General features: G+C 70.8%; 12 protein-coding genes and 1 pseudogene. 6 read left to right on the top strand and 7 right to left on the bottom strand.

The annotated features are described in order from the left end of the window. The first annotated feature begins 59 nt into the window (after positions 1–59). Complete coding sequence (locus ABZ565_RS10435; RefSeq protein WP_361023413.1) at positions 60–653, top strand: helix-turn-helix transcriptional regulator; 594 nt, start codon at positions 60–62, stop codon at positions 651–653. Between the two features lie 168 nt (positions 654–821). Here the strand turns inward: ABZ565_RS10435 and ABZ565_RS10430 are convergent, their stop codons facing one another. Together ABZ565_RS10430 and ABZ565_RS10425 are read right to left on the bottom strand one after the other, a co-directional pair. Further along, the gene (locus ABZ565_RS10430; RefSeq protein WP_361023151.1) at positions 822–1,406 is read right to left on the bottom strand and encodes a hypothetical protein; all 585 of its coding nucleotides are present in this window, start codon (positions 1,404–1,406) and stop codon (positions 822–824) included. Between the two features lie 19 nt (positions 1,407–1,425). Beyond that, complete coding sequence (locus tag ABZ565_RS10425) at positions 1,426–7,524, bottom strand: RHS repeat-associated core domain-containing protein (RefSeq protein ID WP_361023148.1); 6,099 nt, start codon at positions 7,522–7,524, stop codon at positions 1,426–1,428. A gap of 563 nt (positions 7,525–8,087) precedes the next feature. On the opposite strand from ABZ565_RS10425, the gene ABZ565_RS10420 reads away from it, so the two are divergent. Continuing rightward, complete coding sequence (locus tag ABZ565_RS10420) at positions 8,088–11,111, top strand: VCBS repeat-containing protein (RefSeq protein ID WP_361023145.1); 3,024 nt, start codon at positions 8,088–8,090, stop codon at positions 11,109–11,111. 11 nt (positions 11,112–11,122) lie between these two features. Here ABZ565_RS10420 and ABZ565_RS10415 read toward each other — a convergent pair whose 3' ends face one another. Then, positions 11,123–11,920: a GDSL-type esterase/lipase family protein gene (locus tag ABZ565_RS10415; RefSeq protein WP_361023142.1), complete on the bottom strand. Its 798-nt coding sequence runs from the start codon at positions 11,918–11,920 to the stop codon at positions 11,123–11,125. Positions 11,921–11,979: 59 nt separating this feature from the next. Between ABZ565_RS10415 and ABZ565_RS10410 the strand changes: the two genes are divergently transcribed. From ABZ565_RS10410 to ABZ565_RS10400, 3 genes are all read left to right on the top strand, one after another. After that, positions 11,980–12,969, top strand: a complete 990-nt coding sequence (locus ABZ565_RS10410) for a WD40 repeat domain-containing protein (RefSeq protein WP_361023139.1) — start codon at positions 11,980–11,982, stop codon at positions 12,967–12,969. Between the two features lie 93 nt (positions 12,970–13,062). Continuing rightward, positions 13,063–13,749 (top strand): DUF6338 family protein, encoded by a 687-nt coding sequence (locus tag ABZ565_RS10405; protein WP_361023136.1) that lies wholly within the window; start codon positions 13,063–13,065, stop codon positions 13,747–13,749. Further along, on the top strand, positions 13,718–13,918 hold the full coding sequence (locus ABZ565_RS10400) for a hypothetical protein (RefSeq protein ID WP_361023134.1): 201 nt from the start codon (positions 13,718–13,720) through the stop codon (positions 13,916–13,918). The genes ABZ565_RS10405 and ABZ565_RS10400 overlap by 32 nt, the downstream gene beginning before the upstream one ends. Positions 13,919–13,924: 6 nt before the next feature. On the opposite strand, the gene ABZ565_RS10395 is transcribed toward ABZ565_RS10400, so the two are convergent. Both ABZ565_RS10395 and ABZ565_RS10390 read right to left on the bottom strand, forming a co-directional pair. After that, entirely contained in the window at positions 13,925–18,709 is a 4,785-nt protein-coding gene (locus ABZ565_RS10395) for a CHAT domain-containing protein (RefSeq protein ID WP_361023131.1), read from the bottom strand. 56 nt (positions 18,710–18,765) lie between these two features. Then, positions 18,766–19,161, bottom strand: coding sequence for a PPOX class F420-dependent oxidoreductase (locus ABZ565_RS10390; protein WP_361023128.1), 396 nt, complete (start codon positions 19,159–19,161; stop codon positions 18,766–18,768). 82 nt (positions 19,162–19,243) lie between these two features. Between ABZ565_RS10390 and ABZ565_RS10385 the strand changes: the two genes are divergently transcribed. After that, positions 19,244–19,738 carry a GNAT family N-acetyltransferase gene (locus tag ABZ565_RS10385; RefSeq protein WP_361023125.1) on the top strand — a complete coding sequence of 165 codons (495 nt, stop codon included), beginning with the start codon at positions 19,244–19,246 and terminating at the stop codon, positions 19,736–19,738. Here ABZ565_RS10385 and ABZ565_RS10380 read toward each other — a convergent pair. Next, positions 19,735–19,932: pseudogene (locus tag ABZ565_RS10380) on the bottom strand (Uma2 family endonuclease); the annotation flags it as partial. The gene ABZ565_RS10385 and the pseudogene ABZ565_RS10380 sit on opposite strands and share 4 nt — an antisense overlap. 93 nt (positions 19,933–20,025) lie before the next feature. Continuing rightward, the gene (gene serC, locus ABZ565_RS10375; protein ID WP_361023122.1) at positions 20,026–21,144 is read right to left on the bottom strand and encodes a phosphoserine transaminase; all 1,119 of its coding nucleotides are present in this window, start codon (positions 21,142–21,144) and stop codon (positions 20,026–20,028) included. Between the last annotated feature and the right edge of the window lie 22 nt (positions 21,145–21,166).

The following is a 21,166-nucleotide window of genomic DNA, read 5'->3' as shown; positions in this document are numbered from 1 at the left end:
CAAGGTGCGTTGCCGGGCCGGCAAATGGGACCATGGCAGCGAAGGAGCACCCCGGCCCCATGGGCGACGACGACCTGGCCGCCGTCCTGACCGGCGTCGGCCCCCGCCTGCGCGCGCTGCGCACCGAGCGCGGGACGACGCTGACCCAGCTGAGCGAGACGACCGGCATCTCGCTCAGCACCCTCTCCCGCCTGGAATCGGGCGGCCGCAAACCGACCCTTGAGCTCCTGCTCCCCCTGGCGAAGGCGTACGGCGTCCAGCTGGACGAACTCGTCGGTGCGCCGGACACGGGGGATCCGAGGGTCACCTTCCGGCCCTTCAAACGCCACGGGATGACCTTCGTCCCGCTGACCCGGCATCTGGGGGGCGTGAACGCGTACAAGCAGGTCATGCCGGGTGCGACGGGCCCGTCCGGCCCGGTCGAGCAACGGGTCCACGAGGGCTACGAGTGGCTGTACGTCCTCTCGGGCCGGCTCCGCCTGGTCCTGGGCGACCACGACCTGGTCCTGACGGCGGGCGAGGCGGCCGAGTTCGACACCCACACGCCGCACTGGTGGGGGGCGGCCGGACCGGAACCGGTGGAGTTCCTGAGCCTGTTCGGACCGCAGGGCGAGCGGATGCACGTACGGGCGAAACCGACGGGACGAGAGTGAGGGAGCGGGGGAGAGTGGTACGCCGCCAAGTACCACTTGAGGAAGGGTCGTCATCCTCGCTGCCCGTTACCGCCACTGACCGCGAGGGCGCCCCCCGCAGGGCCTGCAGGGTTGGAGGGCGGACCGCGCGTCGCCTCCATGCCCTCGCGTGGTGCCCACCGGTCCCCGTCAGAGCATCCTGAAGAAGGGGGTCTGCAGGAAGTGGGACATGCCGGCCCACTCGAAGAGGCACATGCTGATGATTCCTGCAGCCGAGTGCGTGGTGGTGGTCCAGCGGCCCACGCCCCCCCTCGCGATGCAGGTGTCACCCTCGTGCGCGTAGAGCGTGAGGCCACGGGCGGTGAAGGTGATCCCGAGGCCGTCGAACGAGACGATTCTTGCGGACCGGCGGAATGACGAATGCGTGTGGATGCTGAACCGCGACCCGTTGAACTCGCCCTCGACCCCCGCCTCCAGGCGCTTTCGGCATACGTTGAAGACTGGCGAACCCAGGTCCCGGACCCTTGCCTCGGCGGTTCCGGCCAGGGTGACCACCCACTCCTCCCAGCCGTTGGCCAGGGCTTCCGGGGTGCGAGTGCTGGACGGGCCGCGCTCCAACGTGGCCTCGCCGAGCGGCGTATCCACTCGCCCGTAAACCGCCACGGATTTCGCGGGCGCGGCCCACATGGTCGGTGAAACGTGTTTCGTGAAACCCTTCAATTCCATAATGCCTCGCAAAATCTCGCGACACGTTGGGGCCTTGGCGAACGCCAAGGCCCCAACGTGTCGAATCTCAGCCGTCGTGACTCGGGTCCACGCCGGGCATTACACGCGGGTCAATTCCGCCACTGTATGCGGGGGTCGTGACAAGGCGCATGATCCAGGCCCCGGCCTTCTTGGCGCCTTGGGCCGTAGCGCGTCCCGCAGTTTGCGCGCCGCTCTTTGCCGCGCCCGCCCCGTACTTGAGGGGGCTGGTGCGGTAATTCCAGCGGAATCCACCTTGGAAGGCTCCTCCGGCGGCCGATGACAGCGCATACCTCGCGGCCTCCGAGCCAGTGGTTTCATGGCCCATGGCCCTATCTGCGGCAAGGTGGGCTGGTGTGCCGACCAGGGCACCGACTGCTGCACCGGCTAGGATGGCGCAGCCTATTCCGGCGGTTCCAGCGCACATGGCGACTACTCCGACTCCGGCAACCATCCCGACACCGATGCTGATTGCCCTGTGGACGATCAACCCCTTGTGGGCGCTGACGCCGCTCTTGATCTTCCCCCAGAGGCTGTTCTGCTTACGGCGCTCCTGAGCCGCCTTCTCCTCGCGGGCGATGCGATTCTTCTCTGCTTGCCTCTTGGCCGCAGCGGCTTCCGCAGCGTTGTAGTGGAAGACCTTGTAGCTGCTCGGGTTCGCCCGGTACGCCTGGTAGCGGGGGTCGAACCAGGACTTGGGGGTGAAGTGCCAGACCCACTTGCCGCTCTTGTACGTGTAGCCGGAGTTGCCGCCGCGGTCCTGGGACCAGCGGTCGTCGTTGTACGTCGCGCCGCCGGCGGGGCCGTCGGGGCGGAGGCCGTCGGGGTCGGACTTGGTGAGCGGGTTGTTGTGGGCGTAGCTGTAGGCGTTCATCTGGGCGGGGTCATCGGTGTCGATGACGGGGTCGACGCTGAGGAAGCGGCCCAGGGTCGGGTCGTATTCGCGGGCGCCCAGGTGGGTGAGGCCGGTCGGGTCGTTGGTTCCGCCGACGAAGCCGTGGTTCCCGAAGGCCGTCGACTGCTGGGACCTGAGCTGGCCGAAGGGGAGTTGTTTCCTTCGGGTGATGGCGAGGGTTCCGGCGGCGATCGCGGTCATCGCGGTGCCTTGGCGGTCGCTGATCAGGTACGAGATGGTGCTGCCGGTGCGAACGGCGACGGTTTCGCCGTTGTGCGTGTAATAGCGGGTGGCGGTCTTGGTGCCGTTCGCGGCGACGTTGAGCTGGTCGCCGTTGGGGAGCGTCAGGACGCTGGAGCCGTCGGCGTTCTTGGCGATGAGACGGTCGCCGTCCGCGTCGTACAGGTAGCTGCTGGTCCTGCCGGCCTCCGTGAGGGTGGCGAGGTGGCCCTCCGCGTCCCAGGTCAGGTCCTGGGTGGTGGTGCCGATGGTGCGCTTGGTGGTGTTACCGGTCTTGTCGTACGCGAAGGTGCTGGTACGCCCGTTGTCCGGCCCGCCGCTGACCGTAGCCTGCTGCACACCATGCGGCAGACCCGTGCCGGGAGCGGACTGGGTGTAGGTGGTGGTCGTGTCCGTGTCCGCGGTCGCGGTGGCGTGGTCGGTCTGCTTGGTGCGGTTGCCCAGGGCGTCGTAGCCGAAGCTCTGCCAGTAGGCGTCCGGGCCCCCGACCGTGGCCTTCGAAGGCGCCGTGGTGCAGTCGGTCTTCGCGGTCCACGCCTCGGTGAGCCGGCCCAGGGCGTCGTTGGTGAAGCACTGGGTGTCGGTGGACTGCTGCGCGTCTTGGCCGCTGACCGCGGTCACCCCGGTGACGTTGCCGGCGGGGTCGTAGGAGTACGAGGTGTCGTCCACGCGCTGCGGGGCGAGGTCCCGGTCGGTGATCTGCTGGGCCAGGCGCCCGGTGTGCTCGTCGTAGACCTGGGTCTTGTAGACCTTCTTGCCCACAACGGCACCGAACTCGAGCCGCTGCGAGCGGGAGTACACGTCGTAGGAGGTGTTGGACACCAGAGCGCCGAGTGCGCCGCTGGTGCGGAAGGGGAGGTCGTCGCTGTTGTAGTTGGTGGTGACCCGTTCGGCGGCGATGTTGCCGATGGCCGGGTTCAGGGTCCAGAGCGTGGCACCGGTCTCGGCGCTGTAGCCGTAGGTCCAGGTGTACGTGCCGGCGAGCCCGGTGGCGGCGGAGGGGATCGTGGTCGTGGTGGAGGTGGGCTGGTAGCGGTCGTTGAACGCGTCGGTCGCCGTCGTGTAGGCGGCACCGTCGACATAACGGGTGCTGCTGGTGAGCTGGCCCTTGGCCAGGGTGTCGTACGTCCACTTGGCCAGTACGGTGTCGCCCTGTTGGACGGCGGTCTTGCGGCCGAGCTTGTCGTACTGCGTGGTCAGGGTGATGCCGCGGGCGTTGGACACCGAGGTGAGACGGCCCTCGTCGTCATACGTGTTGCGCGCCACGCCTTGGTCAGGGTCGTCGATCACCGTCTTCTGGCCACGGCTGTCGAAGGTGTACTTCCAGACGTTGCCGTCGGGATCGGTGACCGACGACGGCTCGTCGTACTTGCCGTAGGTGTAGATCGTCTGCTGCGACATGGTGCGGGCCACGTCGGTGTACTCCAGGAGCGCGGTCGTGCGGCCCCGGGCATCGGTCACCGTGGTCGACGCGGTGCCGCCCTTCGGCGGGATCACCGTCGTGCGGTCGCCCTCGTAGATCTTCTTGGAACGCCACTGCTCGTCGCCGTACTTGAGCGACAGGGCATCGGTAACGCGTCCGGTGCCGTCGAAGAGGTTCTGTGTGGCGGCCGGAACCTTGTTGACTGTCGTGGACACGAGCGTGGCCGAGGGCGCTCCGGCCGCGTAATAGGCGGCCAAGGACTGCCAGGCCCAGCCACGAGTGTCGTACATCGTCTCGGTCATGATCCGGTCCTGCGTGCCGGTGGCCGGAGCCTGGGTCTGGCGCTCGCGCAGGAGTCCGTCGTAGATCTGGTAGGTGGTGCGGTACTCCCCGTTCTGCTTGAGCGTCTTGGTGGCGACGGCGTTCGCAGCCGTGCGGGAGATCGTGTAGGCGTATTCGACGGACGGCGTGTCGGCGTGGTCGGCCTTGGTCCACCCCGGCTGCCACACCTTCAGCAGTCGGCCCAGACCGTCGTACGTGGCGTCGGTCCGCTTGCCGTTCGGGTCGACCTCCGCCGTGGCAACGCCGCGGGCGGGATCGTAGGACGTGGTGGTCTCGTGGTTCGCCGCGTTGGTCACCGTGACGGAGGTGGGTGCCTCGGTCGTGGCGGGCGTGTACGCGGTGCTCGTGGTGTTGTCGAGGGCGTCGGTCACGGTCAGTTCGCGGCCGTGCTGGTCGTAGCTGTGGGTGGCGGTGGTGAGGTAGCCGGTGCCCTTGGCGTCCTGCTCGTCCAGCCGGGTCACGTCACCCTTGGTGGGGGCGGTCGAGAGGCTGGTCGCACCGTCGTAGTAGTTCCGCTGGAGCGATATCAGGTCCGCGGGCAGGTCGGGCGGAGTACCGCACGCCTTCGCGACGGTCTTCGCCTCGGAGACGAGACCGAGGATGTTCTTGGCCGCGTTGGGGACGTAGGCCGTGGTGGTGCACCGCTCGTCACCCGACTTCGAGGTGTCCCCGAGCTCCGACTCGGTCAGGATCTGGCCGATGGCGTCGAAGGTCCTCTCGACCCGGGTCGTGCGCCAGGTGTCGCCCACGGCGGTGCGCGTCTCCTGGTCGCCGGCGGCGGTGGCGTACGCCTTGAGCGCGGGCAGGCCCTCGGACCGGTTCTCGGTGGCCGTCGCCGCGGACAGCCACGGCTCATAGCTGGTGGTGGTCTCCAGCTTGCCGCCGTCGCCGTTGTAAACCGCCTCCTCGCGGGTCATGCCGGCGAAGGCTTCCTTGTCGGTGACCGCGGTGCCCTTGTGGTCCTTGACGGCCGCCCCGTCGATACCCCTGAAGTAGCGGTACTCCTTGAGGGTTCGCTTGTCGGGCGAGGCACCGGTGCGGACCTGGACGCGGCCGTAGCCCTTGCGGTCGCTGTAGGTCAGGTGCTTGGCCGTGGTGAACTCGTCGTCCTTGGCCTTCGCCCAGGCCATGCCGTCCAGGTAGCTGTAGTCGGTCTCCTTGGCCGGCGCGCCACCGGTGTTGTCGGATTCGAGGGTCTGGGTGACCACGTAGGAGTGGAACCAGTCGAGGTAGGGCTCGTAGTTCGCGGCGGGGGCGTCCGGCGGTGACCACTTCACGGGGTAGCAGCGCCGGTTGTTGTCCTCGGGGGCCGGTACGTCTCCGGCCTTGCAGTCCTCCCGTGAGTAGGTGACGCCGAGAGTGCTTCCCGATTCGGTCTCGATGCCGTAGACGCGGTAGCGCCACATCGCCGGCACGGGGTCGGGGTTCCCGCCGGTCGTGGCTCCCTCGACGCGATTGCGCAGGGTCTGGCCCTTGAAGGTCACCGCGGGCAGCTTGACGTCGCCGGTGCCGGTGTGACCGGTGCGGGTGATGGAGGCCAACCACAGAGCCGGGTCGCTGCCGTCACCGGTGGCCGGGAACTGATGGGCCAGGGCCCAGGTGTCGACCGGCTTGTACGCATCGCCGGTCAGCACCGAGGTGTCGATCTTGGTGATGCGGTTGCGGCTCCAGAAGGACGGGGAGTACCGGTCCTTGCACTCGGTGCCCGAGGGGCAGTAGCGGTCGAACGGGACGTCGGGCCAGTTCTTCGCGTGGTCCTTGTCGAAGGTGCAGTCGCTCAGGCAGCGCGGGGAGAGGGTGAAGTCGACCTTGGCCGCGGGCTTCGCGTAGTAGTTGCCGGAGCGCAGGCCGTACTCGATGCGCTTGAGGGAGCCGCCGCGGTCGTAGATGGTGGCGGTGGAGTCGCCGGTCGACGGGTTGACGTTGCGGCCGTAGTAGTTGGACTCCTTGTCCCAGTAGTACGTCATGGCGTCGCCGTGCCGGTCGGCGACCACGTCGAGGTTCCAGCGCCAAGCCTGCTGGCACCAGGAGTCCTTGAAGGCGGTGGCGTGGCAGGGCTCGCCGGACTGGTTGCCGTAGACGGGGACCGTCCAAGTGGAGTTGGTCTCGTCCTTGCCGGCGGCCCAGCCGCTGGGGCGGTTGTAGCCGAAGTAGTAGCGGGTGCCGTCGGGGGTGGTGACGCGCCAGTACTCCCCGTCGTTGTCACCGTTCTCCAGCGCGGTGTTGGTGAGCTTGACGACCTTCGTCCCGTCGTCGCTCTCCAGGTGCCACTCACCGGAGTCCGTGTCCTTGATCAGGGTGTTGGACTGGCCGCCGAGATTGATGACGGCGTTGTCCTTCTTCCAGCACAGGTCACCGACCTTGGCGGTGGTGTTGCTGTCCTTCGTGTCGTCCGTGCACGAGATGTACTGCCGCTCGATGTAGCCCGGCTCCATCGACCATCCGTCGCCGATGTTGTTGGCCTGGTTGTTCGTAGAGGCGGTACGTCCGTCCACCGACTGCGAGGAGTAGGCGAGCTTCAGATCCGGTGCCGTCTCACCGGGCACGTCCGGGACGGTGATCGGGTAGTTCCACGAGAACGCGCCGTTCGATCCGCCGGCCACCCAGGAAGCGGACGGGGCGAGAGACGTCGCCTTGAAGCTGCCCGAGGGCCCCGACTCCGCCGCGGTCGCGGCGAGGAGCACGGTCCCCTGTGCCACTGAGAGCTTCTGCCCGGACGCGGCCACCGGTGCCGGGAGCAGAGTGTCGTCGTGCGCGGCGGACGGAAGCTCCAGCCGGGTGCTCAGGGAATGGGCCTCGGTGTCGTTGTCCGTCGGCAGCGTGCGGCCGGCGGCACATCCCTTCTTGCCGGGGGAGGTGGCGGCGCAAGCAGGCAGTTCGCGCAGAGTCAGGCGCGACGCCCAGTCGCCACCGTAGGCGTCGCGGAAGCCGGAGTAGTCGACCTGGACGTCCACGGCGCCCTTGGAACCTTCCGTGGGCCTCAGTGCCAGCACGATCCCGTCGACACCCAGATCCCGCGTGGCCGCGCGGCCGAGTACCTGTACTTGGACCGCGTCCGGTCCCGTCGCCTGCGACCGGCGTGCCTTGCCGGAAGCCGTGCCCAGGCGCACCGGCAGCGAACCGGCCCTGAGCGAACCCCCCTCGGGGACCCTTGCGGTGGCCGTGCCCGGCTTCGGCCAGGTGACCTTGGGCTGCTTCCACGGTTGCCGCAGCGTCGCATCGCGTATCGAAGACGGCTGCTTCTTCACTTCGGACGTAGGTACGGGTTTGCTCGCCCGTAGCTTCTCCAGGTGCAGTTCTGCCGCTGCCGCGACCGGCCCTGCCAGCAGACTTGCAAAAAGAAAACCGACCAGCGCGACGGCTATCAGCCGCAATCGCCGCCCTGCGCCTCTCATCTTGACGCCCCCACCCCAGCGCATGCGCGTAAATCCCCCAACTGTTCGACAGAAGGAACACAGACGGGCACGGAAGGTAGCAGCAATCTTTACAGCTGCTTCGTGTTTGTGACGGCAGTTTTCGCGTATTTTCAGATAAAAATGCCGCCGATTCGACTCTGTTTCAGCGGTATTTGTGGCTGAATATTCCTTTTGGTGGGTTGCATTTAGGCCAAATTGCAACCACGCGAGAACCATCGCTTCTTCTCAACGGCGAAAACTCATCCCTCGCAAGTCCCACACGCTCTAGTGTGCGAACCGATGACACCTGGGAGGGGATTTCAGAAATGGGTCATTGGAGACATAGACGCAGACAGCGGGCATCGCGAGGGGCCGTGGCGCATGCCCTGGCGGCGATCACTGCTCTAGCCGTCTGCTTGCCGCTGCAAATCGCGCCCGTCGCGGAGGCGGCGGCGAGTGGCCGGCCCGCAGGGTCGGCCCGGGAACTCGGCGCGGACGACAAGGCTCTGGCCGAAGCGGCCGACACCGGGCTTCCGGCCGAGGTGCTGGCGCGCCGCACCGAAACGTCACAGGTATTCGCCAACCCCGATGGGACGTTCACCCAGGACGCCTACGTCCTGCCGCAGTTCGTCCGTAAGAACCAGCAGCTTGTGCCAATAGACACCGATCTGGTCCGTAATTCCGATGGAACGCTGTCGCCCAAGGCGGCCGAGGTGGGCGTGCGCGTCTCCGGTGGCGGCGAGGGCCCTCTGGTGACCATCGTGCGTGATGGGCGCAGTATGTCGTGGAGCTGGGCCCGCGCCCTCCCGGAGCCCCAGGTCGATGGGGACACCGCGACCTTCGAGAACGTGCTGCTCGACGTGGATCTCAAGCTGCGGGTCAGCTCGGCCGGGTTCGCCAGTCTGTTCGTGGTGAAATCCGCTGAAGGCGCCGCCAACCCGGAGCTCCATGAGATCGACTTCGATCTTGAGACCGAGGGAGTGGAGGCCCGCACCGACGCCGAGGGCAACCTGACGGCCGTCGACTCCGTCGGACAAGAGATCTTCACCGCCCCCACTCCACTCATGTGGGACAGCGGGACCGCCGATGTGCCGCAGATGCGCACGCTCGACGCCGACGGGGGGCCTCCGCCGCCGACAGATGAATTCGAGCCGGGCTACGGGGCGGACCGGGCCGCCATGGGGGTGGAGGTCGCGGACGGCAAGTTGAGCCTCACTCCGAACCTGGACCTTCTGGCCGGTGAGGACACGCAGTATCCGGTCCTGCTGGACCCGGCGGTGAGCGGTTCCAAGTACGCCTGGACCATCGCGTACAAGAAGGACCCGAAGACGTCCTATTACAACGGGGCCAACTGGTACAACGGGACCACGACGGCCAGAGCCGGCTACGAGAACGTGACCAATGGTCTGGCCCGCTCCTACTTCCGCATGAAGACCGGCAACCTCTGGTCGACGGACAAGGTGATCTCCAGCTCCAAGTTCACCATCAAGAACACCTGGTCCTGGTCCTGCACCAAGAAGCCGATCGAGTTGTGGCACACCGAGTACATGAGCTCAGCCACCACCTGGGACCACCAGCCCACAAAGATCCGCACCCTGGATACGGTGACCGACGCGAAGGGCTGGGGCTCCGACTGCCCCGGAGGGAACCTCGCCTTCGATGCCACCGCAGCTGCCAAGGACGCCGCCGTGGGTCACTGGAACACCATCACCCTGGCGCTCAAGGCGAGCGACGAGAGCGACGTCTACGGCTGGAAGAAGTTCGACGCCAGGTCGGCTGCACTCTCGACCACGTACAACACCCGCCCGAGCGTTCCCACCGGCCTGGACACCAGTCCTTCCACCAAGAACAGCGCAGGCTGCGGCGACAGCGCTCCCTACGGGCTGATCGGGAACACCGACCTGTACCTCACCGCCAAGGGCGCGGACCGCGACGGTGGCACGGTGAAGTTGCACTTCAGGCTCTGGGCCACCGGACACCATCCCGACGACGACCCCAAAGGGGTGATGATCGTCGACAAGACGGTCTCCACCACCTCCGGAACCGTCGCGAAACTCAAGGTCACCAAGGCCCAGCTCACGCCCTACCTCTCCGTGGCGAACGGGAATTTCTCCTGGAAGGCACAGACTCAGGACGGCTCCCTCTCTTCCGCATGGGTGCCTGCCACGGGCAAACCGGGCTGCCGCTTCGTCTACGACCCCACCCGGCCGTCCACGCCCCCCGGAGTGACTTCCATCCAGTTCCCCAATGGCTCCGACGGCTGGCCGGCCACCACCGGAAGCGCTCGTTCCGAGGGCACCTTCACGCTCAGCAGCGGTGGGGTCGCCGACGTCGTCAAGTACCAGTACTGGACCGACTGGAGCAGCAAGGTCCTCACCGCGACACCCTCCCAGCAGGGCGGATCGGTGAGCGTCAAGCTGCGGCCGCTCGCAGCGGGCAACCACATGCTGTATGTGAACAGCATCGACAGGGCCGGCAACGTCTCCGACCGTGCCCTGTACGTCTTCTACGCCAACAGCCCAGGCGTCACCGACAAGCCCGGTGACCTCAACGGCGACGGCAACCCGGACATGTACGGAGTCCGCGGCGACGGGGCTCTGTGGATGTACGCCGGTCAGGGCAACGGCCGCTACGCGCCGTACACGATCGCCGGCGGGCCCACTTTCGACGAAGCATCGATCACGCACCGCGGGGACTGGACCGCCGACGGATACGAGGACCTCGTCGCCGCCCAGCCCGGAGCGGACGGTGTGAAGGGCCTTTACGTCTATCCCAACAACGCTCTGGGGCACGCCTGTACGGCACGAGGGGAGGAAGTCGACGGCGCCTCACTGGGCTGCGCCTTCGACCGGGTGCGGCTCGATGTCGCCAACCCCCAGAACAACCACTGGGCCGATGCCGATCAGATCCTGGCGGTCGGGGACGTGGACGGCCCGCTGGACGTCGATGCGGACGGCACACCCGACGTGCCGGGCCACACCGACCTCCTGGTGAAGGAGGGCGACCACCTCTGGCTCTACTACGGCTCCGACAGCTTCTACCTGGACGACATCGCCGATCCGGTCCTGGTCGGTGACGGGGGCTGGAGCAAGTACGACATGGTCGCGCCCGGGGACGTCGACGCGGACGGCCGGGTCGACATGGTCGCCAGGCAGCGGTACGACGGACGGCTCCGACTGTACCGGGGGTCCGGCCCGGCGGGTGAAGGTCTCGGGAGCTCCGCCACGGAGCTCGACGACTTCGGCTGGAACGTACTCGACCACCCGCTGATCGCCTCCGAGGGCGACAGCAACGGAGACGGCAAGGCCGACATCTACGGCACGACCGTGGACATGGAGGCGGGACTCTACTTCTATCCCTCCCTCACCAAGACCGGCATCGCCGGAACGCCCACCGTGGTCGGCACGGGAGGATGGCGCGGTTTCCAGGCACTCGGCTGAGGCAGCACCGTTCACTCAGTGGGGCCGCTCCTCACGGGGAGCGGCCCCTGCCGGGGCACGGCGGGACGTCGCACGCGCACCTCACGGGCATCACGAGACAGCAGCCGTCGCCCGGACCGGGCGCTCCGCCGCCCCGCGTACCGGCCGCCCACCCCCCACGCCTCGTGCAGCGCGTCCGCGAAGGCGGCCGCCAGTTGGTGTTCGCCCGTGGGGTTCGGGTGGGTGCCGTCGTACGTGGAGGTGTGGATGTCGTACGCCGGGGGGTGGGAGGCCAGGAGGAGGGGGGACCCTGGGGTGGACAGGTTGGCCACCGTCTTCGCCAGGAGGTCGTTGAGGGTCGCGCACTCCGCCGCGAACGGGGCGTCCGTCTCGGCGCGGATGTTCGGGATCACCGGGAGCAGGACCACGCGGATGCGGGGGTTCGCCTCGCGGGCCGCCGTCAGGAACGCGGCGGCGTTCTCCGCCGTGCGGGCGCTGTCCGTGTAGAAGCCGAGGTCTATCAGGCCGAGGGAGACGAGCAGGACGTCCGGGCGGTGTGCGGTCACCGCGTCCGCTATCGGCGGGGCCATGTGGAGCCAGCCCTCGCCCCAGCCCGCGAGGTGGCGGCGTGCGGCGGGCGGGAAGTCGTCGGCGGCGTACGCGGAGGAGGAGGCGGTGCCCGTATCCGGGTCGTACAGGCCCGTGCGCGGGCCGACCAGCTCGTGGGGGCCGTCCGGGGCCGCCTCCAGGTGCTGCCACACGCGATAGCGCCACGTGAAGTCGCCGGCGCGCCCGATGGTCATGGAATCGCCGACGCACATGAAACGCATGTCCGTCATCATGGCGGATCTTGGTTACGGACCGGTACGTGACGATGGACACTTGTGCCATGCGTTCGTACCGACTGACGTCCTCCCTCGGCGCCGCCGTGCTCCTCGCCCTCGCCGCGGCCCCCGCGCTCGCCGACGGCGGGGCCGACCGGAGCTTCACGATCGAGGACCCCCGGATCACCGAGTCCAGCGGCCTCGCCGCGAGCCGTCTCCACCCGGGGATCTACTGGACGCACAACGACAGCGACGACGGTCCGTACGTCTTCGCCGTCGACTCGCGGACCGGGAAGACCGTCGCGACCATCACCATGAAGGGCGTCGGGCAGCCCCGCGACGTCGAGGCCATCTCGATCGGGCCGGACGGGAACGTCTACGTCGGCGACATCGGCGACAACCTCAACGGCAGCTGGGACCACGTCTGGATCTACCGCTTCCCCGAGCCGAAGACCCTGAAGGACGCCACCGTCCGGGCCACCCAGTTCGACGTGAAGTACGCCGACGGGGCGCGCAACGCGGAGGCGCTGATGGTCCACCCCAAGACCGGGCGCGTCTACATCGCCTCCAAGAACGAGGACGGCGGCGGCCTGTACGAGGGCCCCGCGAAGCTCACCACCGGCGGCGACAACGTCTTCAAGCGGGTCGGCGAGGTCCCCTGGGTGACGGACGGCGCCTTCTCGCCGGACGGCAAGGAACTCGTCCTGCGCTCCTACTTCAGCGCCCGCGGCTACACCTTCGCGCACGGGCGCCTCGGCAAGGACTACGACGTCGAGTCGCCGCTGCTCCCGCAGTCCGAGTCCGTGACGTACACGGCGGACGGCTCCGCCCTGATGTACGGCTCCGAGGGCGAGCGGAGCAGCGTCGTGCGGGTGGATTTGAAGAAGACCGGGGACGGGGGCGGCGGCGCCACGCACCGGGCCGGGGGGACGAAGGACACGGCCGACGGGGGCGGCGACGGTGTGCCGGTGAAGGGCACGACGCTGACCGGCGTCGCCGTGCTCGCCGGGATCGGGCTGCTGCTCCTCCTGGGGCGGCGGCGCCGCAAGGGCTGAGGGCGCCTGATCCCCTGACGCGGGGGCGTCCGGTGCGTCATCCTGGGGCGGCAGGGTTCGGGCACGTACACGTCACGGGGGTGCGGCACCACGATGGTCCCGGGAACGGTGCAGCAGCTGACCATCCTGCTGATCCTCGTGCTGCCCGGCGTCTTCCACCAGGCCGTCCGGGAGCGCCTGCGCGGCCCGCTCGCCGCCGAGCAGGAGCCGCAGAACCGCCTCGTACGCGCGATCGCCGCCGGTGCCCTGCTCGACACGCTGTACGTGGTGGCCGCCGGGCCCTGGCTGCTGCGGCTGCTCCTGGGCGACGGCGAGGGACCCTTGGCGGGCGTGGCACGGCAGCCCCGGCAGGCGGGTCTCGCCGCGCTGCTGCTGATCGTCGTCGTGCCGTCCGCGCTCGCCTGGGCGGAGGCGGCCTGGCGGCGGCGGGACGCACGGGCGCGTTACGAGCCGACGCCGACCGCATGGGACGCGCTGTTCCGGGGGCGGGACTCCTGCTTCGTACGCGTACGGCTCAAGAGCGGTCTGTGGGTGGGCGGTTGGCTGGGGACCCGGTCCGCCGTGTCGGCGTATCCGCACAGCGGGGACCTCTATCTGGAGGCCCAGTACCGGATGGCGCCGGACGGCAGCTTCGTGGGCCGGGTGCCCGGCACCGGGGGCGTGTACGTACGCGCGGAGGAGATCGACGTACTGGAGGTGCTGCTGCCGCCCGCGCGGCAGCGGCCGGTGGTGAGAGGGGCGGACGAGGGTGAGCGAACGGGAACCGGAGCCGGGCAGTGACGACGAACTCGCGGAGTGGGCGGTGGAGTTCCGCTCCACCAAGACGTACCGGCCCACCCGCCTCATGGTCGAGCCGGACGAGCTGCCGCAGGGGCCCTCGGGATCGGTGATGAGCGAACCCGCGGAGCCGGGCGAGCCGGCGCCGCCCGGGGAGCCGGACGGGGACTGAGGGTCCTCACGGGCCGGTGTGGATGTGGGCCGCCCAGAGGTGCGGGGCGGCCGTGTAGCGGTCGCGCAGGGCCCGGACCGGGCCGTGCAGGGCGGCTGCCGGGTCGATGGGCCGGCCGCCGGAGACGTCGTCGGCGAGCGCCCGGTAGAACGCCTCGGTCAGGTGTGTCGCCAGCTTGTCCGCGATGGGCCACAGGGTGCCGATCACGTGCGGGTATCCGGCCAGTTGGAAGGAGGCGGCCAGCTGGATCGCCTCGTCGGACAGCCCGAGGCCGCCCCGCGACGCGGAGCAGGCGGAGAGCACGGCCAGTTCCGGGGACCCCGGGCGCCGGGTGGCGACATCGGACACGGTGAGGCGTCCGTCGTGCAGCACGAGCCCGCTCCGTGACGGCTCGAACAGCTCGCTCACCCCGTGGCAGCTGAGGTGCACCCAGGGATGCGCGTCGAGCGCCCCGCCCACCGCCTCCACCGTCGCGTCGGGCCCGGCCAGCAGCCGCCCGCCCGGGAACAGCTCCGCCACCACCTCCGCCTCGCGCGCGACCCCGGGCAGCGGCGAGGCGCCCGGCGTCTCGGCCAGGGCCACGACCAGCGGCGCGGGGCGCGCGCCCCGGGCTCCGCCGGTGAGTCCGGCGCGGGCTCGCACCAGGGCGCGCAGGGTCGGGGTGTACGAGGAGACGACCCGGTCCATGACCCAGGTGCCGGAGTCCGGCCCGCCGCGCCCGGCCGCGTGCAGGGGCAGGAAGGACAGCAGGCCGGTCGGGCACCACCACAGCCGGGGCCAGGGCTTCCCGGCGGCCGGAGCGGTGTCGAGGCCGAGGCGGCCGAGCACGGGCTCCGCGACCGTGTCCCAGAGCCGGCCGAGCGTGCCGGACAGGGTGCGCATCATGGCGACGGCCTCGTCCTTGCCGCGTGCGCCGTACGCCACTTCGATGCCGTCGATGAACTCCGCCGCCCGCCGGTCCACGGCCTCCGGGGTGAGTCCGGGCAGCGGGACCACGTCGATCCCGCCGGAGGTCACGATCAGGGCGTCGCAGCGGTAGGCGCTGACGTTGACGACCACGACGGGTCCGCCCTCGGCCGCCGACAGCAGTTCCGGCACGGAGGGCGGGCGCAGGAAGTCCGCCAGGCCCGGCAGCGCCCGGACCTCCGCGAGGAGCCGGTCCCAGCGGCGGGCCAGAGCATGGCGGGTCTCGGCGGTCTCGTCCGCCCCGGGCGGTCCGTCGGGGGACGGGGCGAACGCGGGCGGGGCGCTCAACGCGTCGCGTACGCGCTCGAACTCTGCCGCGCGGACCGGGTCGATGGCGTGCAGCCGTGACACGTCGGCGCGGTTCTCCAGACCCTGGCCCAGCAGCACGCCCCGGCCCTGTTCGAGCAGGGCGAGCGCGCGTTCCGGGGTGCCCGCTTCGAGGGCCAGCGCGGCGGCGTCGCTCGCCAGCCCGCCGGTGCCGCCGAGGCGGGCCTCCTGGTCGACGCGGGCGAGGCCGCGCGGGGCGATGCCGGGCAGCAGCCCCACGGCGTACGCGTAGCCCTCCAGGGCCTCGGCGCGGTCGCCCGTCCGCAGAGCGGTCAGGCCCCAGACGCGGCCGGCCTCTACCTGGGCCACGCGGTGCGCGACCGGGTTGCGGGCGGCGTCGCGGGCGAGGCGCAGGGCCTCCGCCAGGTCGACGCGCTCGCCGAGGGCATGGCGGCTCACCTGCGCCATGGCCAGCAGGACCGAGGAGAGGGCGTGGCTCGGGTCGTCATCGGCCAGGCCGGTGAGGGATTCGCGGGCGGCGTCGGCCGCGCGGTTCCACGCCTCGCGGGCGGCCGGTCCGGACGGGTCATCGGCGAGGCGGACACTCATCTGGCAGGCCATCGTGAGCTTCTGCAGCGCGAAGAAGCGTGAGGGGTGGCCCTCGCCGAACCGGTCCAGGGCGTGCTCCAGCAGCCGGCGGGCCTCATCGGCGATGCCGGCGTCGCCGTTCGCCTCGGCCAGGCCGGTCAGCAGGTCCGCGAGGTTCATCGCGGCCCACTCGCCGCCCTCCCGGTCGCCGTTCTCCACGGCCATCGCCTCGCGCAGCAGTGTGATCGCCTCCGCGGAGCCCGCGGTGTCACGGGTGAGGGCGTCCCACTGGCGCAGTGCCTCGGCGAGGTTGTTCAGGTGGAGCGTGCGCTCCATGGCCGCGGGCAGGCTCCGGTCGAGCGCCCGCCGCAGCACCGTCACGGCCTCCGCCATCCAGGCCCGGTTCCCGGTGCGGCGCCCCCGGTCCATGAGCGCGCCGCCCAGGTTGGTGAGCGCCATGGCGGTCCGGGCGGGAGAAGCGCAGGAAACCGCCGCGCGCAGCGTCTCGACGGCGGTGTCCAGCAGGGCTTCGTCGCCGGTGTGGCGGGCCAGCAGCCACTGGATGCCCCCCAGGCCGAGCAGGATCGAGCCGCGCGCCTCGGCCGTCGCCGGGCTCAGCGCGCGCAGCGCGGCCCGGAACTGGAACACCGACTCTTCGGCCCGGCGCGGTTCGCGGGTGCGGCGGTAAAGCGCGTAGAGGCTGTTCGCGAGGCCGAGCAGGGCCACGGGGTCGGGCGGGCCGGGGGCCATCACCAGGGCTTCGCGGTGCCAGTGGACCGACTCCTCCAGAAGGCTGTCGGGGTCGGCGGCGAGCCGGGCGAAGTTGCGCAGGGCGTCACCGAGCGCGGTGCGGCAGGCGGACCCGCCGTAGGTGTCCTCGTCGGAGACGGCGACCGCCCGGCGCAGGACCTCGACGCCCTCCCGCAGCGCGGCGGTGTCCGAGCAGAACTCGGCGCGGGCGAGCAGGGCCTCGCCGAAGCAGAGGAGCTGGTGGGCGTGGAGCAGGTCGTCCGGCGAGGATCCGGCCATGGCCTCGCGGTGGGACGCCACCGCCTCGGTGAACAGCTCGGGGCGGCCGGAGCGCAGCGCGGTCTTCAGCTGGGTGAGGCCGATGTGCGACCGGAACACGGAGTGCTCGGTGCGCGAGAGCGGGGCGTGTGCCAGCCTCTCGCGGAGAAGGCGCACCACCTCCTCGTACAGCTCGACGCCGCTCGTCCCGTCGGCCCGCGCGGTGAGGACGTTCGCGAACTCCGTGTGGCCTTCCCAGTACGCCTGGCTGCCGGGCGGGAACAGCGCGAGCGCCCCGCGCATCTCGTCGGCGCCCGCCCGCCACGCCTGCTCGTCCGCCCCCGCGCGGTGGGCCAGCGCGGCGCCGAGGGCCAAGCGGGTGGCGGCCTCGAAACCGTCCTCGGGGGAGGGCAGGGCCAGCGCCTCGCGGAAGCGGTCGACGGCCTCGTCCACATCGGCCGGGTCGCTCGACAGGCGCAGGCAGTGTCCGAGCGCGGCCAGGGCCCGGGCGCGCTCAGGGGCGCGGGGCGGCAGGTCCCCGGCCAGGGCGCGGATCAGGGCGGCCGGGGCGCGCAGGCCGGCGGGGTCGCTCTCCGGCACGGTGGACCGGGTCTGCCGGAGGGCCCGCTTCGTCACCAGGTCGGCGAGGCCGCACGCGTGCAGCACGCGCCGGGCGAGGTCGCCCGCGGGTATGCCCTCCATCCCGGACAGGGCGTGTCCGATGGCCTCCGTCAGGTCGTGAGGACTGCCCGACACCCCGTACCGGGCGTCCAGGACCCGGGAGAGGACCCAGTGCGCCTGGGCGCGGACCGGATGCCCGTCCGGAGCGCCGGCCAGGGCTTCCCGGGCGACCGCGTACGCGTCCTCCAGGACCTGCGGGTCCTCGGTGTTGACGGCGTGGCCGCCCAGGAGGAAGCCGAGGTTGGTGAGGTAGACGGTGCGCTCGTAGGGGCTGGGCGCGGCTTCGGCCGCCTCGCGGCAGACGGCGATGCCCTCCTCGTACGCGGTGGGGTCCTCCGGTGCGCCCTGGACGAGGGCGACGCCCAGGTCCGAGAGGAACGAGGCGCGGGAGGTCAACGTGGCGTCCGGCTCTGCGAGGGCGTCGCGGAGCCGGGTGACGCCCTCGCGGCGGAGGGCGGCGTCGTCCAGGAGTCTGGCCGCCGCGCACAGGGCCGAGCCGAGGGTGGCGCCGAGCTGCGGGCGGAGCGGGTTGTTCCAGGTGGTGAGGTCCGCCGCCTTCCGCAGCTCGGCGACCGCTTCCCGGATCGCGTCCCGGTCGCCGGCCGCCTCGGCCCGGTGGCGGAGGGCGTGGCCCAGGTTGCCGTGCCTGCGGGCCTGCTCGTCCGGGGGGCCCGGGACGCAGAGCACGGCGGCCCGCCCCGCCTCGACGGCGGCGGTGAGCGCCTGCTCCACGGAGCCGCCCTGCGCCCCGTAGAGGAGGACGAGCCCCAGGTCGGACAGGTAGCAGCCCTGTTCGAGACTGCCCTCGCCGGCGGTGGCGGCGGCGTGGCGCAACAGCGTCTCGGCGAGCGGCAGGGCGCCCGGGGCGCGGCCCTGCTGGAACAGCACGGTCATCCCGACCGCCGCCTGGTACGCGAGGCCGGGCTCGGTGGCGGCGCCGTCCGGTCCGCCGGCCAGTGTCGAGAAGAGGGGGCGCAGCCCGTACGGCAGTCGCTCCGGGGCCGGGCCGTCCAGCGCGGCGAACCAGAGGACGGCGGCGCCGAGGGCCACCGGGTCGGCCTCGTGCACGGCGAGGAAGCGGGACCACTCGGCGTGGCCGAGGGCGAGGGCCCCGAGGGCCCACACGCTTCCGTCGGGCAGGGTTGTTCCGGCGCGCACTTGTTCGGCCGCCGCCCCGGCCTCGGGGCCGAGGAACCACTCCAGGGCGCGGGGGTCGGTCGCGGCGCGGGCGGCCACGTCGAGGAGGAGGCGCGCCGCGCTCTCGGCGGTCCCCGATGTCATCGCTCTCCCGTCGGCCGACAGTTCCTCCAACCTACCGACCGGGGAGGGGACTTGACTCAGGATTCCATGGGCCGGATCTCGTAGTGCAGGGTCCGGTCCCGTTTCAGCCGGTGGGTCAGCGGGACCAGGACCCCCTGCGTCGCGGGGTACTTGCGGGACAGCATCCGCGAGGCGTGCGTGTTCTCCTTCGAGCCCGCCTGGAGGAGGCGCGCGTGGGCCTCGATCTGCGGGCCCGTGGGGTGGCCGCGTACGGTGCACGGGCCGATCCGCACCACCGGGTGGTTGCGCATGCGCTCCACCTTCCACGCCGAGGAGAACGTCCGGATGTACGCGTGGTCGCCCTCGACCGCGATGTGCACCGGGGTGTCGGCGTGCGTCCCGTCCTGCCGCCGCGTGCTCAGCAGGACGGTGTACTGCTTCACGAAGGGCTTGAGCTGCGGGACCGTATCCATATCTCCATGGTCCGCCCGCACGCCCCCGCGCTCATCCGGGCGGCGGGCGCCCCGCAGGCGTTTCGCGTAAGGTCCCCGGACCATGAGCCACCGAGCCCCCGAGCCCTTCGCCACGCCCCGCCTGCAGGCGCTGCCCCTACGGGCGGAGTACGCCGACGAGATGGCCGCCGTCCTGTCCGACCCGGCCCTCCACGCCTTCACCGGGGGCGCCCCGGAGACCCCGGAGGCCCTGCGGGCGCGGTACGTACGGCAGACGGCGGGCTCGCCGGACCCGGACGAGCTGTGGTGGAACTGGGTGCTGGGGGCCGGTGCCGGTCTCGTGGGGTACGTGCAGGCCACCGTGCGCGGCGACCGCGCCGAGATCGCGTGGGTGGTGGGCGTCCCGTGGCAGGGGCGGGGGTACGCCCGCGAGGCGGCCCGGGGCCTGGTCGCGCACCTCCGGGAGGCGGGCGTGCGGACCGTCGTCGCCCACATCCACCCCGGACACACGGCCTCCGCCGCCGTGGCCGCCGGGGCGGGCCTGGCGCGGACGGGCGAGTGGGAGGACGGCGAGGAGCGGTGGGGGCTGGGCCTCTAGGCCCTGTCGTCCGGCGTACGGGGCTTGGCCCGGCCCGCCTGGATCAGCTCGGCGACATCGAGACCCACCTCGGCGCCGATCGATGCGGGCAGCGGCGCCTGCTGGCCGGGGGCGTACACCTCATGGCGGTCGTACGAGCTGCCCAGCGGTTCCGTGAGGACGTGGACGCGGCCGTGCTTCGGGTCGAGGATCACGTCCGTGTTTCTTGCGTATGCCACACGGTCGAGTGAAGCAGAAACGGCCCTGCACACCGCGAGGTGCGCAGGGCCGTTTCGGACGCGTACGGGCTACAGCTTCTCGATCACGTAGTCGATGCAGGCCGTCAGGGCCTGGACGTCCGACGGGTCGATCGCCGGGAACATCGCCACGCGGAGCTGGTTGCGGCCCAGCTTGCGGTACGGCTCGGTGTCCACGATGCCGTTGGCACGCAGCGCCTTGGCGATGGCGGAGGCGTCGATCTCGTCCGCGAAGTCGATCGTGCCGATGACCTGGGAGCGCTTGGCCGGGTCGGTGACGAACGGGGTCGCGTACTTGGACTCCTCGGCCCAGCCGTAGAGGTGGCCGGAGGAGGCGGCCGTGCGGCCGGTCGTGAAGTCCAGGCCGCCCTGCGTGTTCATCCACGTCAGCTGCTCGTTCAGCAGGAAGAGCGTGGCGAGCGCCGGGGTGTTGTACGTCTGGTTCTTCAGCGAGTTGTCGATCGCCGTGGGCAGCGAGAAGAACTCCGGGATGTGCCGGCCCGAGGCGTGGACGCGGGCCGCGCGCTCCAGGGCGGCCGGCGAGAAGACGCCGATCCAGAGGCCGCCGTCGGAGGCGAAGGACTTCTGCGGGGCGAAGTAGTAGACGTCAGTCTCGGCGATGTCGACCGGCAGGCCGCCCGCGCCGGAGGTGGCGTCCACCAGGACGAGCGCGCCCTCGTCGGCGCCCGCGACGCGCTTGATGGGCGCGGCGACACCGGTGGAGGTCTCGTTGTGCGTGAAGGCGTAGACGTCGACGCCCGCCTCGGCCTTCGGGTCCGGGTGGGTGCCCGGGTCGGAGGCGATGACGGTCGGGTCCGCCAGCCACGGCGCCAGCTTGGCGGCCTTCGCGAACTTCGAGGAGAACTCACCGAAGTTCAGGTGCTGGGACTTCGACTCGATCAGACCGTGCGTCGCGATGTCCCAGAAGGCGGTGGAGCCGCCGTTGCCCAGGATCACCTCGTAGCCCTCGGGGAGGGAGAAGAGGTCGCGTACGCCCTCGCGCACCGCGCCGACCAGGTTCTTCACCGGGGCCTGGCGGTGGGACGTACCGAGCAGAGACGTGCCGGTGGCGGCCAGCGCGTCGAGCGCCTCGGTCCGCACCTTGGAGGGACCGGCGCCGAAGCGCCCGTCTGCGGGCTTGATGTCAGCGGGAATCTGGATGTCGGCCACGAGTCGGAGCGTAACGCCTCGC

The organism is Streptomyces sp. NPDC016469 (genome assembly GCF_040632905.1).
In the GTDB taxonomy this organism is placed as follows: Bacteria; Actinomycetota; Actinomycetes; order Streptomycetales; family Streptomycetaceae; genus Streptomyces.
This window is presented reverse-complemented; position numbering and strand designations above follow the sequence as displayed.

Bases quoted from the DNA above. Each gene is read 5' to 3' on its own strand.
- ABZ565_RS10435 (WP_361023413.1), top strand. From the start codon at position 60: ATGGGCGACGACGACCTGGCCGCCGTCCTGACCGGCGTCGGCCCCCGC.
- ABZ565_RS10415 (WP_361023142.1), bottom strand. From the start codon at position 11,920: ATGCGTTTCATGTGCGTCGGCGATTCCATGACCATCGGGCGCGCCGGC.
- ABZ565_RS10410 (WP_361023139.1), top strand. From the start codon at position 11,980: ATGCGTTCGTACCGACTGACGTCCTCCCTCGGCGCCGCCGTGCTCCTC.
- ABZ565_RS10405 (WP_361023136.1), top strand. From the start codon at position 13,063: ATGGTCCCGGGAACGGTGCAGCAGCTGACCATCCTGCTGATCCTCGTG.
- ABZ565_RS10395 (WP_361023131.1), bottom strand. From the start codon at position 18,709: ATGACATCGGGGACCGCCGAGAGCGCGGCGCGCCTCCTCCTCGACGTG.
- ABZ565_RS10390 (WP_361023128.1), bottom strand. From the start codon at position 19,161: ATGGATACGGTCCCGCAGCTCAAGCCCTTCGTGAAGCAGTACACCGTC.
- ABZ565_RS10385 (WP_361023125.1), top strand. From the start codon at position 19,244: ATGAGCCACCGAGCCCCCGAGCCCTTCGCCACGCCCCGCCTGCAGGCG.